General features: G+C 32.6%; 16 protein-coding genes. 7 read left to right on the top strand and 9 right to left on the bottom strand.

Translation table 11 applies throughout. The annotated features are described in order from the left end of the window. Positions 1-171: 171 nt before the first annotated feature. Positions 172-795, bottom strand: coding sequence for a hypothetical protein (locus AC5LWZ_RS06740; protein ID WP_493463321.1), 624 nt, complete (start codon positions 793-795; stop codon positions 172-174). Positions 796-1,053: 258 nt separating this feature from the next. On the opposite strand from AC5LWZ_RS06740, the gene argE reads away from it, so the two are divergent. Next, on the top strand, positions 1,054-2,211 hold the full coding sequence (gene argE / locus AC5LWZ_RS06735) for an acetylornithine deacetylase (protein WP_493463320.1): 1,158 nt from the start codon (positions 1,054-1,056) through the stop codon (positions 2,209-2,211). A 287-nt stretch (positions 2,212-2,498) separates the two neighbouring features. Here argE and AC5LWZ_RS06730 read toward each other — a convergent pair whose 3' ends face one another. Then, on the bottom strand, positions 2,499-2,846 hold the full coding sequence (locus AC5LWZ_RS06730; protein WP_110447908.1) for a winged helix-turn-helix transcriptional regulator: 348 nt from the start codon (positions 2,844-2,846) through the stop codon (positions 2,499-2,501). 112 nt (positions 2,847-2,958) lie between these two features. On the opposite strand from AC5LWZ_RS06730, the gene AC5LWZ_RS06725 reads away from it, so the two are divergent. Continuing rightward, positions 2,959-3,519, top strand: a complete 561-nt coding sequence (locus AC5LWZ_RS06725) for an NAD(P)H-dependent oxidoreductase (protein ID WP_493463319.1) — start codon at positions 2,959-2,961, stop codon at positions 3,517-3,519. A gap of 247 nt (positions 3,520-3,766) precedes the next feature. On the opposite strand, the gene rnz is transcribed toward AC5LWZ_RS06725, so the two are convergent. The 3 genes from rnz to AC5LWZ_RS06710 form a co-directional block, all read right to left on the bottom strand. Beyond that, complete coding sequence (gene rnz, locus AC5LWZ_RS06720; protein WP_493463318.1) at positions 3,767-4,684, bottom strand: ribonuclease Z; 918 nt, start codon at positions 4,682-4,684, stop codon at positions 3,767-3,769. A 198-nt stretch (positions 4,685-4,882) separates the two neighbouring features. Then, positions 4,883-5,311, bottom strand: a complete 429-nt coding sequence (locus AC5LWZ_RS06715; RefSeq protein WP_086358893.1) for a lysozyme inhibitor LprI family protein — start codon at positions 5,309-5,311, stop codon at positions 4,883-4,885. A gap of 61 nt (positions 5,312-5,372) precedes the next feature. Further along, positions 5,373-5,600: a YccJ family protein gene (locus tag AC5LWZ_RS06710; protein WP_086364319.1), complete on the bottom strand. Its 228-nt coding sequence runs from the start codon at positions 5,598-5,600 to the stop codon at positions 5,373-5,375. A gap of 76 nt (positions 5,601-5,676) precedes the next feature. Between AC5LWZ_RS06710 and yaaA the strand changes: the two genes are divergently transcribed. Further along, positions 5,677-6,450, top strand: a complete 774-nt coding sequence (gene yaaA, locus AC5LWZ_RS06705) for a peroxide stress protein YaaA (RefSeq protein WP_493463317.1) — start codon at positions 5,677-5,679, stop codon at positions 6,448-6,450. A 14-nt stretch (positions 6,451-6,464) separates the two neighbouring features. Then, positions 6,465-7,424: an AEC family transporter gene (locus AC5LWZ_RS06700; protein ID WP_493463316.1), complete on the top strand. Its 960-nt coding sequence runs from the start codon at positions 6,465-6,467 to the stop codon at positions 7,422-7,424. 7 nt (positions 7,425-7,431) lie between these two features. Here the strand turns inward: AC5LWZ_RS06700 and AC5LWZ_RS06695 are convergent, their stop codons facing one another. Together AC5LWZ_RS06695 and AC5LWZ_RS06690 are read right to left on the bottom strand one after the other, a co-directional pair. Beyond that, entirely contained in the window at positions 7,432-8,289 is an 858-nt protein-coding gene (locus AC5LWZ_RS06695; protein ID WP_493463315.1) for a carboxylate/amino acid/amine transporter, read from the bottom strand. 115 nt (positions 8,290-8,404) lie between these two features. Then, a complete protein-coding gene (locus tag AC5LWZ_RS06690; RefSeq protein WP_493463314.1) occupies positions 8,405-9,091 on the bottom strand; it encodes a hypothetical protein in 687 nt (228 codons plus the stop codon). Positions 9,092-9,890: 799 nt separating this feature from the next. Between AC5LWZ_RS06690 and AC5LWZ_RS06685 the strand changes: the two genes are divergently transcribed. Continuing rightward, the gene (locus tag AC5LWZ_RS06685) at positions 9,891-11,483 is read left to right on the top strand and encodes an ABC-F family ATPase (RefSeq protein WP_065651174.1); all 1,593 of its coding nucleotides are present in this window, start codon (positions 9,891-9,893) and stop codon (positions 11,481-11,483) included. Positions 11,484-11,550: 67 nt separating this feature from the next. Here AC5LWZ_RS06685 and AC5LWZ_RS06680 read toward each other — a convergent pair whose 3' ends face one another. Together AC5LWZ_RS06680 and rhlE are read right to left on the bottom strand one after the other, a co-directional pair. Next, entirely contained in the window at positions 11,551-11,892 is a 342-nt protein-coding gene (locus tag AC5LWZ_RS06680; RefSeq protein ID WP_065651175.1) for a YggL family protein, read from the bottom strand. A gap of 26 nt (positions 11,893-11,918) precedes the next feature. After that, positions 11,919-13,223 carry an ATP-dependent RNA helicase RhlE gene (rhlE, locus tag AC5LWZ_RS06675; protein ID WP_493457289.1) on the bottom strand — a complete coding sequence of 435 codons (1,305 nt, stop codon included), beginning with the start codon at positions 13,221-13,223 and terminating at the stop codon, positions 11,919-11,921. Positions 13,224-13,501: 278 nt separating this feature from the next. Here rhlE and nikA point away from each other — a divergent pair, with 278 nt between their 5' ends. Next, a complete protein-coding gene (nikA, locus tag AC5LWZ_RS06670; protein WP_493463313.1) occupies positions 13,502-15,067 on the top strand; it encodes a nickel ABC transporter substrate-binding protein in 1,566 nt (521 codons plus the stop codon). Positions 15,068-15,090: 23 nt separating this feature from the next. Continuing rightward, positions 15,091-16,035, top strand: coding sequence for a nickel/cobalt ABC transporter permease (opp1B, locus tag AC5LWZ_RS06665; protein ID WP_493463312.1), 945 nt, complete (start codon positions 15,091-15,093; stop codon positions 16,033-16,035). Positions 16,036-16,037: the final 2 nt, after the last annotated feature.

Raw genomic sequence — 16,037 nt, 5'->3', positions numbered from 1 at the left:
ATTTATAAAGACAAGCAAAAAAATGAATATCTAATTAATTTAATTGAAAATATTTTAATATCTTATTGATTCAGTCAATGGAATAAGGTTAATAAAAAAACTAAACTCCAAATCAATATAAAATTAATTTGGAGTTATCTTATAAATGTTAAACTATTATTTTGAAAAAGATCATAAATCCGGTCTAAATCGTCTTAATTCTTTTAATGGAATATCACCTTGAACTGTGCATTGAATCATGACTTTGCCACTAAACCTATCATATTCAAGAAACAATAAATTTTCAGCGGTGCCTCTTACTGGAGAGTCATTGGTTAATACATGTTTATTCTCAGACCAAACTCCATTTTTATAAAATAACGCATTGGCAACATCAAGCGTGCCATCAGCCGATATCTGCCAATCAACCCATGGTAACGCACTTTTAATCTCTTCAAAGGTATTATCGGTGTTAAATCCCCAATAATAGTACTTTAGATGATCATCGTTAATATATTGAGACTGATCAAAACTTTCGATTTTTAAACCATTAAAGATAATCGGTGGATCAAATGTAAGTCTATTTTTTTGGGGATGATTAATAGATTTAGTGGCAAATTTGCTATAACCATTTGGTAAATTTACGATTGGAAAATAATTACGATATTTTTTTTGATTTAAATCCGAAAAAAAAGTCTTATCACATTGGGTAAAGCTTTTTAATAAATGACTAAAATCATCATCAAATGATGGATTTTGTGCATTTGCGAAAAATGGCATGAGTAAACCAATAAACCATAATGATTTAATCTTCACTGTCTATTTCCTTATTAGTGATTGATAATAAATTTTTACTTTGAGTAGCTTTAAAATAAGTTATTATAACAATAATGACAAATAATATTTAGCCTATCTTTAACTATAATAGTAGCGAAATATTCAATGATTAAACAATTAGTTGCTAATCAATAACCGTCTAACAAAATAGCAACAAACTATTGCTAGCAGTGCTGTAAGGAAATATAGTAATTAAATATATTTTTCCCAGCTGACTTATTTAATAAAGGTGATTTTATGGCTCTTCCTTCTTTTTTGACAATTTATAATGAATTAATATCCACGCCAACTATCAGTAATGTAACCAATGAAAAATTAGATTATTCCAATAAGCCACTAATTGACAAATTAGCGCAATGGTTTGCTGATTTAGGTTTTACAATTGACATTCAACCTGTACCAAATACTCGTAATAAATTTAATATGTTAGCCACCTATTCCAATAGTGACAATAAAACTCAAGGCGGCCTATTATTGAGTGGTCATAGTGATACTGTGCCATTTGATGATGGGCAATGGACAAAAGATCCATTCAAGTTAACCGAAGAAAATAATAAGCTCTATGGGCTAGGCACGGCAGATATGAAAGGATTTTTTGCATTTATATTAGATGCATTACGTGATATCGATCTTAAAACATTAACTAAACCAATTTATGTATTAGCAACCGCAGACGAAGAGACATCAATGGCTGGCGCTTCATTTTTTGCCCAACAAACGCAACTACAACCAGACTGCACGATTATCGGCGAACCTACCTCATTAATTCCTATTCGTGCTCATAAAGGATTTATATCTAATTCAATTAGAGTTATTGGTAAGTCAGGCCATTCAAGTGATCCAGACAAAGGTATTAATGCTATCGAAATCATGCATTTAGTGATTGAGAGATTACTTATTTTGAAACAAAAATTCAAAGAACAATATCACAATGATGGCTTTAGCGTACCTTATCCAACCATGAATCTTGGCGTTATTCATGGTGGTGATGCAGCTAATCGTATCTGTGGCTGTTGTGAATTGATTATTGATATTCGGGTATTACCAGATAACGATATTGACTCACTTTATAGTGCCCTTTGTGAAGCATTACAACCCGTTATGGACCAATATCCTAATCGAGTTTCCATCGAATATGAGGTATCACCAATACCGGGCTATGAATGTAAAAAAGATCATCCAGCATTAAATCATATCGAAAAACTGGTTGGTCACACCGCGCAAACTGTTAACTACAGTACTGAAGCGCCATATTTAAATCAAATCTCCCCAACCATTGTATTAGGGCCAGGCTCAATTGAGCAAGCTCATCAACCAGATGAATTTATCTCTATGGATTTCTTAAAACCGACCAAATTAACCATTGAAAATTTAATTAAAGATTTTTGCTTATAAATCAATATATTCGCCGGCAAAGTCGGCGAATCAGTTTAAGGCTATTAGAGTAAATAGCTCATTATTTTTATATTAAGATGGTATAGACTCCCCAATATTTTTTACAAAAACTTACTTTTTCATCCTACATTTATCACTTAATAAAATTTATTTATAAAGTTATCTAACCACTACAATCATCAATAAAATTTTTCTGTAAATAGTGATACTAAATGATATTAATGAATCATTTTCATCTTAAGGCGGTATACACTTCTCAATATTTTTTACAAAAATTAGCTTCTAAATTAATCCAAGCTATCATCTTTATGTATATTTCCCCATTGGCAAAGCATATCTAATACAGGCACTAGTGTTTTACCCCGTTCTAATAGTCCATATTCAACTTTTGGTGGAATTTGCGGGTGTTCTTTTCTAAAAATTAATTTATCTCTCTCCATTTCTTTTAAAGTATTACTCAATGTTTTAAAGGAAATTTCTTTAATGCTACGTTTTAGTTCATTAAAGCGCATAGATGGTTGATTTTCATTTAACCAATAAAGAATAATAATCTTATATTTTCCTCTGATCATCGAGAGCGTGTAATTAAATCCACTATTCTCGAAATTATCTTCTGCACAATGATGCTTTTCCATATTTACACTCTCCTTAAAGATAGTACATAACAACAATTACCGTACTTCAAAAATAATTGTATCAATATTACTATGACAAGATGATTTATCACAACAAAAAGGAATATTGAGAATGAAACGAACTTTAGTGATTGTAGCCCATCCAAATTTATCATCATCAAGTGTTAATCGATGCTGGCTTAATAAATTAAATCAATACTATGAACAACTAACCATACATGATATATATTCATGCTATCCAACCCAACAAATAGACGTTAAATTTGAACAAAATTTAATTGAAAACCATCAGAATTTAGTCATTCAGTTCCCAATATATTGGTTTAATTGTCCACCACTGTTAAAACAATGGTTTGACGACGTTTTTACTTATGGTTGGGCTTTCGGTTCTTTAGGCGATAAATTAAATAACAAAAAAGTGGCTTTAGCGGTTTCAGCTGGTATTAAGAAAACAGATTATTCCTGCACAGGACAATATCAATATACGCTTGAGGAAATATTAAAACCTTTCGAATTAACAATGAATTACATTCATGCTGATTATCAGCCTATGTTTGCACTTTATGGCGCAAACAATGAACCAGATTACCCAGATAAAATTACTTTGAATGAGGTAAATAAAAGTGCAGATGATTATGTTAATTGGATGAAAAAATTAGGAATATTAATCTAAATGACATAATTATTATCAAAATCACAAATAAAATAATTTTATTAAGGCCGTTTAATAACCAAATTAGTCCTAAGGAATTAAGTTCAGATAAGCAAAAATAAGATGGTATAGACTTCTCAATATTTTTTACAAATATGGTCATCTCGATATAGTAAAAATATATAAGAAAAGTCATGTTTTAATTATTGTTATAGTTTTAATTTTGATTAGTTTGATTAGTAATAGCCGACAATGTCGGCGTAATTGATTAAACTTGAAAAGAGGCAAAATCAGTGGCAATTTCAGTATTAGCAAAGACGCTCCTTGCTTCATTAACCAGTTTTTGATTATCTTGTATACTATATCTAGGGCTAATATGCGTTATGATTAACCTTTTAGCCTTAGCTTGCTTAGCAATGTTGGCGGCATGTATTGTCGTTGAGTGCCCACGTTCAATGGCTTTTGCCTCAAAAGCTTGCTCCTGAGTGGCCTCATGCACTAATAAATCGACGTTTTCGGCTAAATCAATGGATGCTTGACAAGGAATGGTATCACCCAATATAGCTACTTTTTTGCCTCGTTTAATATCGCCTTGATAATCCTTACCATCAATCGTTCTACCATCATCTAAAGTAACAGTTAACCCTTCTTTTAAAACGGCGTAGTGTACACCAGGATTAATATTATCTTGCTGCAATTTGTCAATATCTAAGCTTGGAGGCAAATCCTTTTCAACAATACGATAACCAAAACAAGGGACTCGATGTTGCAATAATTTAGCTTCAACGCGAAATTTATTATCTTCAAATACTAAGCTATCTTGTTCAAGTTCAATAATATTTAAAGGGTAAGTAAGCCATGAAGAACTAATTTCAATCACTGTTTGAATAAATTGTTTAATACCTTTAGGTCCAACTAACGTTAATGCCGATTGCTTTTGCATTAATGAACGAGTGGTTAACACACCAGGTAAACCAAATAGATGATCACCATGCAAATGAGTCAAAAATATCATCTCCAATTTAGCTAAACTAAAATTGGCCTTTTGCATTTGCATCTGCGTTGCTTCACCACTATCAAACAGCCATAATCGCCCTCGTTCTTGTCGAAGATCAAGCATAACACTACTTACATTACGTTCTGCGGTTGGTGAACCGGCACTTGTCCCTAAAAAAGTTAATTTCATATCAAGATCAAATTGTCATTTAAAATTTTATTATATACTGAGAATAACTATTGATAATTTTATTTTGCTATAAGAAATAGAAAAATTATTATAATAGTAACTATAATAATTAATTCATTTATAACAGAACGTTAAAACCAAAATGGTTATATCACACAAATCAGTACAATAATTTAAATAAAGATTTAATCTTGTACTTTATTTAAGATAAAGATCTAGTTGTTTTGCTCGTTGAAAATTTAGTTCAGCAAGGCAAGAAAATTTCATCATATCTAGCGCATTATCAATTGCTCCACCACCTAACGAACGTGCAAAATCACACTGCAGAGTGCGATATTTAATAAATTCTTGGTTAGATTTTTCCAATCTAGTTTTAGCAATTACGATGTATTCTTTATCTTCCCACCAATTATCAAGTTTATTGAAAAATTTCTTTTGCGATTTATCTAACTCAGCTTGACTAATATAAAAAATTTTTTCTAAACATTCAGTCAGGGCTGCTTCTGAAGGCTCACGACCACAGTAGATGCGCAATTCGTACTGATTTAAATCAGCATATTTTGAATTAGCAAAAACCACTAGTGGCATAAAAATAATAAATATAGTCATTAATTTCATTATTTTCATAAAATTTTAAAATCCTTTTGATCACTTAAAATAAATCTAACCAATTGATTTTTAATACATATTATACGTTTTTACGTTCAATAGTCTGTTCACCCCAAAAGAGCTTATCAGCTTTAGTTTTAGCGAAAGCGCGTTGTAACACTTCATCGCTACCTTCTTCCCAAATTTGTTCTGCTAATTTTTCATCATCATTAGCTAGTTCAAAAATAGCCTCGGCAATTTCAATAGAAGTTTCACGAATATTTGCCCAAGATCGAATATCATGTATTTCTTTTTTGGTACTATTCATATTTATTCTCCTTATTTGCTAAGATTACAGGTAAAATATACCCAATTCGCACAAAACACAATAGGTAACACTTTTTATGCTAACTATCATCTCTCCAGCCAAAACCCTTGACTATCAAAGTCCATTAATCACTACAACCCATACCCTACCTGACTGTTTAGAGGCAACAAAACAACTTATTGCTGTTTGTAAAAAGCTAACTAGCGATGATTTAGCTAAATTAATGTCTATCAGCCCCAAACTTGCGGCAGTTAATTATGAAAGATTCCAGAATTGGCATCCTGATTTTAATTTACAAAATGCCAGACAAGCGATCCTAGCGTTTAAAGGCGATGTATACGAAGGTCTACATGTTGAAGATTTTACTGCTAGTGACTTGCAATTTGCGCAATCGCATTTACGTATTCTGTCTGGATTATATGGTTTATTAAAACCACTTGATTTAATTCAACCTTACCGTTTAGAAATGGGTATCCGGTTAAAAAATGGTGACAAGACTAATCTTTACCAATTTTGGGGAGAAAGCTTAACCGATAAACTCAACGAAGAGTTAGCAAAATCATCTCAACCAACCTTAATTAACTTAGCCTCTAATGAATATTTTAAAGCGATTCAAGTTAAACACCTAAATGGCAAAATTATTCAACCGATATTTTTAGATAAAAGCAAAGATGATTATAAAGTGATCAGCTTTTACGCTAAAAAAGCGCGCGGATTAATGAGCCGATTTATTATAAAAAATAACATTAATAATTGTAATGATATTAAAAGTTTTAATTTAGATGGCTACCAATTTGATTCTCATCGCTCAACTGAATTAGAATGGTACTTCACCAGAAAACATGCATAGAAAGATATATTAAGATGGAATTTTTAATCACATTATGGCAGCAGTTTTTAACGACCTTACCTTTATTTATCTTAATTTTGTTAGGTTATATTGCTGTAAAAATGGGCCGTTGGCAAAAAACGGTAACCGATAGTGTCACTAAATTCACTTTTTATATTGCTTTCCCAATTATGCTCTTTCAAATTATGAGCCACTTTTCTGAACATTCAGAAATCGATATTAATCTTTTATTAGTATTTTTTGGTGGCTCATTTATTGTTTTTGCCTTGAGTTGCTTTATTGCGGTTAAATTTTTTAAACTTAATGGTTCTGAAAGTACCATGTTTGCTATGGGTGGAATTTACACAAATACGGTATTTGTTGGTATTCCAATTATTAATATGTTATTGGGTGAAAAAGCGATTCCTATAGTCGCCATTATCGTAATATTTAATGCTTTAATTTTATGGACTTTAGCAACAGTATCCATTGAATTTGTGCAAATGGGTAAACTATCAAGCAAAGGGTTTATCAAAGCCTTTAAAAATGTATCAAAAAATCCAATCATCATCGGCATATTTGTCGGTATAGCCGTTAATTACTCTGGTATACCTTTACCTATATTTATCGAAAAATCGACCCAAATGGTCAGTGACATGACCGCACCGCTATCATTAATCGTATTAGGTATGGGGCTGGCTGAATATAAAATTCGTAATGATTTACATATCACTATAGTAATCTGTATTATCAAACTATTTGTTTTACCAATTGCGACTTATATTTTAGGTAAATTGTTAGGATTACCTCTTTTAGAGCTACAAGTTATTGTATTATTAAGTTCCGTATCAATAGCCATAAATTGCTATATGATGGCAAGACAGTTTGAGGTTTTACAAGGACCTATCGCATCTAGCTTATTGATATCAACGGCATTGTCATCGATAACAACACCGTTAATTCTATCAATAATGTTACAGTTACCTTTTGCTTAAGATTAACTTATTTCACCGCAAAATTTTTGAATTTGTAGTGTAAAATCAAAGCAAAAACAATAACTGCACTACCAACAGTGAATCGCCCCCAATCTATTGATTGGTGCCAAATAACAACATTAACTAAAATACCAGCCGGAATAACCAAATTATTCATAATCGCCAATGTACCAGAATCGACTTTAGTCGCACCTAAATTCCATAAAAAATAACATAATCCCGAAGCCACAACACCTAACCAAATAATAATCCCCCACTGTAATTGAGTGGTTGGCAGTTTGTCAGCATTACCAAATAATAACCAACCAATAGTTGCTACAACTATTGCGCCAAAATAGACCCAAGCAAAAGCTTGATGTTGCGGTAATGGATAGAGTTCCATAATACGTTTATAGCCGACTTGCCCTAAAGCAAAGACGATATTGGCCCCCTGAATTAATAAAAAGCCAATGATAAAATCACGACTGATGTGATCATAACGGATAATTGCCGCACCAATTACCGCTATAATGGCCGTTAATAAATAATTAAGTCTTAGTCGATGCCCTTGCAGTAAATCATAGATGATGGTGACATAAATTGGCGTTGAAATGGTAAATAATAGAACCTCTGGCACCGAAATATATTGAAATGAGTTGTAATAAAAGAAGTACATAATTCCTAATTGGCATGCACCTACTCCCATCAAAAGCAACATCTGCTTTACAGAGACATTTTTAAAACGTAAAAAAGGAATAAAGGTAATAAAAGCCAGCAAAACGCGCATGACTACCGCAAACCAAGTATCAACTTGACCACTTAAATAAACCGCAATAAAACTAAATGAAAACGACCAAACAATGGTGACAAAAATAAGGTAATACATAGCAAATTTGTACCGAAAATAAAAAGTCAGGCATGGTAACAATTCATATATCGGTTGTAAACCTTTTGATGTGCTAATTGATTACAACCATGACAATAATTACTTCTTACTCCAATTATTCATTGATTGTTTTTTCAATATAGATATATTTATTTTCATCCGTTATTGGAATATCGTCAGGATTCCACATATAATTTCTAGCAATCTTAAATAAAAACTTATTATTTTTTCTATAAATTGAAATAAAATATTTTGGATTGATATAAATTTCATCAAAATTTTCAGCATTATCGATATTCAATTCTGGTAACTCTTTATTATCTGTAGCATTATCTTGTAATAATTGTTTAGCTTGGTCAAACGAATAGATACCGGCTCTGCCATAATCAAGGTAGAAATGATTAACCAATTTAGTTTTATCAAAGATTAAAACATAGTAACCAACTGAACCACGTTCAGACTCGCCCTCAATAAGAAACACGTTAAATAAATTATTTGCAGAACTTTTGTACAAATATCCATTAAATGAAGTACTGTCAATGAAACTACCGAGTGGTATAGAAAAATCAAATTTTTTATTTGATTTTAAAAAAAGTAAATTACAATTAAATTCTTCTATATCTTCGAACCAATCACATTTAATTCGATTATCATCAAATACCCACAACTCTCCCTCTGTTGATTGTATTGGAATTTCCTGATCGTAATACTGCCAAGATGTTAAATCTTTGAAATTTGTTGCTTTACAACAACTAATCCAGCTTAGATAAAAAAACATTATCGATAACCAAAAATATTTCATATATTGTCCCTATTATTCGAAATCCTTTTTATTCATATTGATATCATACAAGGCTTGATTTATGAGCGATAACAAATCAAGCCTTTTATTGCAATTCCGCCAATTCTACAATTAAAACGTATTAATGATACTATTATTCTAATTGAAACAACAAGATAGGATTTTATTATAATTTACCAATGTTTAAGTTTTGATTAGAAAATGATAGCAGCATTTTTGTTTTTATCGATGGCTTGCTCATTTACTATGACAAATATAGTTACCCAATTAAATAATAATCGAATAATGATTACTTCGACGCTGAAATACAACAGCGAGCATCAATTGATATGATATGAATTACTCTATAAAACATAAAGTTAATTGCATATTTTCAATTAAATTTAGATTAAGTATTAACAATACTTATGACTTAATTTTTAAATATTTTTGCTAATAAAATCAAAAAATCTTATTGTGATGATGATTTCTAAGTTATAGAAGTATATTGGGAATATTTTCAATATTCTTTGAGTTGGAGATACAGCTATTGTTATCTCTCACTTTCACTGCTTAAGACTAATATAATATTTTCTAAACCACTTTTTCTCATTAAAGTTTTTATATATTGCTTTTAACAAAATTTTTGTTTGTTAAAAAATAACAAACATGAAAATCAATAGTAAATTCATAGAGATAAAACTGAATTATTCAAAAAGTGTTAAATATGCCATAATATAAAGAAATTTATTTTAATGGTGTTATATGTATTTTTGTTATATATAACTGCCTCCTTTTGTCAATTCGAGAGTAATTATCAGTGTTAACAACAAGCAATATCACAATGCAATTCGGCAGTAAGCCTCTATTTGAAAATATTTCTGTCAAATTTGGTAATGGTAATCGTTATGGATTAATTGGTGCTAATGGGAGTGGTAAATCCACCTTTATGAAAATTATTGGTGGCGATTTAGTGCCAACTTCAGGCAATGTATCGCTTGATCCACATGAAAGATTGGGTAAATTACGCCAAGATCAATTTGCTTTCGAGGAGTTTACTGTTCTCGATACCGTAATTATGGGACATACAGAATTATGGCAAATCAAGCAAGAACGTGATCGCATTTATTCGTTAGCAGAAATGAGTGAGGAAGACGGTTTTAAAGTCGCTGATTTAGAGACCCAATATGCCGAAATGGATGGTTATAGTGCGGAGGCGAGAGCTGGTGAATTATTGCTTGGAGTTGGTATTCCTATCGAACAACATTATGGTCTAATGAGCGAAATTGCTCCAGGTTGGAAACTACGGGTATTATTAGCCCAAGCGCTATTTTCAAATCCAGATATTTTATTACTCGACGAACCAACCAATAACTTAGATATTGATACTATCCGTTGGTTAGAAGATACCTTAAATGAACGTGAAAGCACAATGATCATCATATCCCATGATCGCCATTTTCTTAACATGGTCTGTACCCATATGGCCGATATGGATTATGGTGAACTTCGTATTTATCCTGGCAATTATGATGATTATATGACTGCCGCTACTCAAGCAAGAGAACGTTTATTAGCTGATAATGCGAAAAAGAAAGCACAAATAAGTGAATTACAATCCTTCGTCAGTCGCTTTAGTGCTAATGCCGCTAAATCAAAACAAGCAACATCTCGAGCTAGACAAATTGAAAAAATAAAACTGGAAGAAGTCAAGGCATCCAGCCGACAAAACCCATTTATTCGCTTTGAGCAAGATAAAAAACTATTTCGTAATGCACTAGTGGTAGAAAACCTCACTAAAGGTTTCGACAATGGTCCTTTATTTAAAAATCTTAATCTCATGGTCGAAGTTGGCGAAAAAGTAGCAATTTTAGGGACTAACGGTATCGGTAAAACTACCCTACTTAAAACCTTGATGAATGAATTAACACCAGAACAAGGTGATATTAAATGGTCAGAAAATGCCAATATTGGTTATTATGCGCAAGATCATGAATATGAGTTTGAACAGGACTTAACGGTATTTGAATGGATGAGTCAATGGAAACAACCTAATGATGATGAACAAGCGGTACGTAGTATTTTAGGTCGATTATTGTTCTCCCAAGATGATATTAAAAAGCAAGTTAAAGTTCTATCTGGTGGTGAAAAAGGCCGTATGCTGTTTGGCAAATTGATGATGCAACGACCAAATATCATTGTCATGGATGAACCGACTAATCACCTTGATATGGAATCGATCGAATCATTAAATATGGCATTAGAGCTTTATCAAGGAACGTTATTTTTTGTATCGCATGATCGCGAATTTGTCAGCTCACTGGCTAGCCGTATTATTGAAATCACGCCAGAAAAAGTGATTGATTATACAGGTAATTATGAAGATTACTTGCGAAGTCAAGGCATCGAATAAAGCTGCATAAAAATCAATAAAAATAGCCACATAAGTGGCTATTTTTTTATTGGCTGGTTATAAAGAATTAAAAATCTAATTCATCCCACCAAATATCGATTAAAGCGCTGGTTTTAACATTTTTTAAACCATGACTCTCAAGCCATTTAGTGACATTGTCACGATCTTCTTCAGTACAGTTACCTAATTTCTGGGTACAAATAATCCCCTTCCAAGTCAAATAACCACTTCCTTCGTAAGCCAAACCATTAGCTTGTATTGCTTCAACGATAAATTGATCGACAACGTTATCGATGGTTTCTTCATTAGTACCTTCGTCAAATGACCAGCTTACAGTAAAACCTAACTCTTTAAATTCTTCAATATGTAATTTTTTTCTTAAACGACGACTGCGATTAACCTTAGCCATAATAATATCCTTCTGCTTTAAATAATTTAGTTAGTTTTAGAATATGTATGATGGCTTGATTGCTTCATACTATTCTGATGATTTTTAGAAGTTCGAGATTTATCAGCACTTCTTCTTTTTGTTGGAGCTCGTTTTGCTGGCGCTTTTTTGGCTGGCTCCGCTTTAATTTTAGGATCGACTTCAAATCCTTGAGTAAAAATTTCTGGAATCGGCTTTCTAAGCAATTTCTCAATTGATTTTAATTGAGGAAGTTCATCAATACAAACTAGCGATATAGCTTGACCTTGATTTTGCGCTCGCCCTGTTCGACCAATTCGATGAACATAATCTTCTGCTACTTGTGGCAGCTCATAATTAATAACATAAGGTAATAACTCAATATCCAATCCTCTGGCGGCAATATCTGTAGCGACTAATGCTCGTATTTGTCCCGACTTAAAATCAGCTAACGCTTTCGTTCTGGCGCCCTGACTCTTATTACCATGAATTGCTGATGCTTTAATGCCATCTTTGGTTAACTGTTCCGCTAGATGGTTAGCGCCATACTTGGTTCGAGTAAAAATTAACACCTGTTGCCATTGATTTTTGCCAATTAAATAAGAGAGCAATTCACGCTTACGACGCTTATCCACTCGATGCACATATTGCGTAATTTGCTCAGATGCACTATTGGTTTTCGCCACAGCAATCGATTCAGGCGAATTTAAGATGGTATTCGCTAATCCTTTTATCTCGTCAGAAAAGGTGGCAGAAAAAAGTAAATTTTGGCGTTTTTTCGGTAATTTAGCGATCACACGTCGGATATCATGGATAAAGCCCATATCTAACATACGATCAGCCTCATCCAGAACTAAAACTTTTACCGGCGAAAGATCGACAGCATTTTGCTGCACTAAATCTAATAATCGTCCTGGTGTGGCAATTAAAATATCCACCCCACCGCGAAGTTTCATCATTTGTGGATTGATACTAACACCACCAAATACCACTAATGAACGAATAGATAAATATCGACTATAATCACGAATATTTTCACCGATTTGCGCTGCTAGCTCACGTGTTGGCGCTAAAATTAATGCATATAAAGGACGTTTACCTTTTTTCGGTTCTGAGTTAGGTGAATTTTTTAATTGCATTTGATGCAATTTTTGCAATATGGGTAAACCAAAACCAGCAGTTTTACCGGTACCGGTTTGGGCACTAGCCATTAAATCTTTACCTGACAGTATTACGGGAATAGCTTGTTGTTGGATAGGAGTGGGATCGGTATAGTGTTGCTCTTCAATAGCTTTTAATATCTTGGCATCTAAGCCAAGAGAGTCAAATGACATGTAATGATTCCTAAATAATCGAAAAAAATAAATAAGCAACAACATTATAAAGCAATTTAATAATAATTGTCTGATTATTTTATCTTTTCATTGCTAGTTATGTAATATATGTTACTATTTTAGGGAATAACCTTATAAAGTATAGAGTTATTAATCGCTTAAAATATGTTCATAATATATTGCTCATTTTTTAGGTAGATTGGAAAAATGATATTGATTATCATTATCATTTATTGTATTGTTGCAAACCCAAAACATAATTATTTCATGGAATAGATATGTCTTTTAACTTCCCTCATTTAAAAAAATTATTTATCTTCTTAATGTTAAGTTGCTTTAGTTTAAATTGTTTAGCCAAAGATGATATTACTTTCGCAAACTTTCGTGATATTCGTGATTTAAATCCACATTTATATTCAGGTGAAATGTGGGCGCAAAATATGTTGTATGAATCATTAGTTCACTATAATGAAGATGGCACTTTTTCTCCATGGTTGGCAGAAAGCTGGACTATTACTAACGAAGGTAAAACTTACACCTTTAAATTAAGAAAAGACGTCACATTTAGTGATGGAGCAAAATTTGATGCGCACAGTGCCAAACTGAATTGGGATGCCGTGTTATCCAACAAAGTTCGTCATACTTGGTTAGAAATGGTGCGTTTAATAACCGAAGTCAAAGCAGTCGATGATTATACTCTTGAGGTTAATCTTTCTGAGCCTTACTACCCTTTCATGATTGAAATTGCCGTCACTCGCCCTATGCGATTTATTTCCCCAAATTCTATGATTGATGGTGAAACTAAAAATGGCGTGAAATCTTATATTGGTACCGGCCCATATGTTTTAGGTGATCATAAGAAAGATCAGTATGCAGTGTTTAATGCCAATCCAACTTATTGGGGGGCTAAGCCGTTATTGAAAAAAGTGACTATGAAAGTAATCGCAGATAATCAAAGTCGGCTAATGGCCCTTGAAAAAGGTGAAATAGATCTGATTTATGGTAAAAATATGGTTGATGCGGATTCATTTGAGCGTTTTTCTAGCATGGATAAGTTTCAAACCTTAATGTCTAAACCGGTTTCCAGTCGAATTGTTTTAATGAATACGACAAGAAGCCAATTGAGTGATGTTAATGTCCGCCAAGCTATCGAACATATTATCAATAAGAAAGATATCTCAGAAGGTATTTTTAATAATAGCGAAGCACCAGCGGATACATTGATGGCAACCAATATTCCTTATGCCAACATTGGTTTAAAACCTTATGTCTACGATACAAAATTAGCTGAAACACTACTTGATAAAGCTGGTTGGCTAAAAGTTAAAGGTGAAGATTATCGCCAAAAAGAGGGTAAACCGTTTGAGATCACTCTTTATTATGATAGTAATACTGCCTCTCAAAAAACCATTGCACAATATATGCAAGACGAATTTGAGCAAGTGGGATTAAAGCTTAATATCCATGGTGAAGAAGAGCAAGGTTATCGTGATCGCCAAAAAGCGGGTGATTTTGATATGGTATTCGATATTTCATGGGGAACACCATATGATCCGCAATCATTTTTATCGGGAATGAAATTACCGGTTTATGGTGATTATATGGCGCAACAAGGCTTGAAAGAAAAGCCACAAATTGATGCGAGTATTAGTAAAGCATTAATTTCAACTGCTGAAAAAGAGCGGCAAGATCTATTCCGTTATGTACTAGAAACGCTGCACAATCAGGCCGTTTATATCCCATTAACTTATGAACGTAATCGTGCTATTGCAGTTAAATCATTAAAAGGAATTGAATTCGCTCCTTCTCAATTTGATATTCCATTTGAGAAAATGCATTTTTAATAAACTAATATTATTGACGAATAATGTTAAATTATATTATTAAACGTTTAACCATGATGATACCGATATTATTCGGTATCTCTTTTATCGCTTTTTTTCTTATTAATTTAGCCCCCTCCGATCCTGCTGAAGTTGCATTACGCTTAAACGAAATCATGCCAACACCAGATGCTATTGAAAGTATGCGTCAAGAATTGGGATTGAATAAACCTTTTTTAGAACGCTATTTTATTTGGCTATATGATGTTTTACATCTTGATTTTGGTCGTTCATTTATTCATCGAGATAGACTAGTTTGGGATGAGATGATCCGCAGTTTAATTCCGACATTAATTTTAGCAATGTCGGCATTTGCATTTACACTTATCATCAGTTTAATTTTAGGTGTTTTATGTGCCATCTTTGCCAATTCAGTATTCGATCATATTGTTCGTATTATTATCTTTCTAGGTACTGCAATGCCTAGTTATTGGTTAGGTTTGCTATTTATTTGGCTGTTTGCCAATTATTTAGATTTACTGCCAACCAACGGTTACGGAACATGGCAAAATCTCATTTTACCTACCTTAACCTTATCGTTTGTCTATATCTCAACTTATATTCGTTTTATCCGTAATAACATGTTGGAAAATATGCATAATTATTCGGTATTTTATGCTCGTAGCCGTGGTTTAAAAGAAACAACGATAATTGTTAAACATGTGTTAGTTAATTCTCTACATACTACTATCACGGCTTTAGGTATGACTATTCCGCAATTAATAGCTGGATCTTTTGTTGTCGAATATATCTTTTCGTGGCCGGGACTTGGTCGTTTATGTATAGCAGCTATCATGAACCGTGATTATCCGGTCATTCAAGCTTATATTCTTATCATGGCTATTCTATTTGTAGTTTGTAATTTTATTGTTGATATCATTCATCAATGGTTAGATCCACGATTACGAGATAATGGTGGTACCGTATGAAT

This window comes from Gilliamella sp. LMG 34362 (genome assembly GCF_984569125.1).
This window is presented reverse-complemented; position numbering and strand designations above follow the sequence as displayed.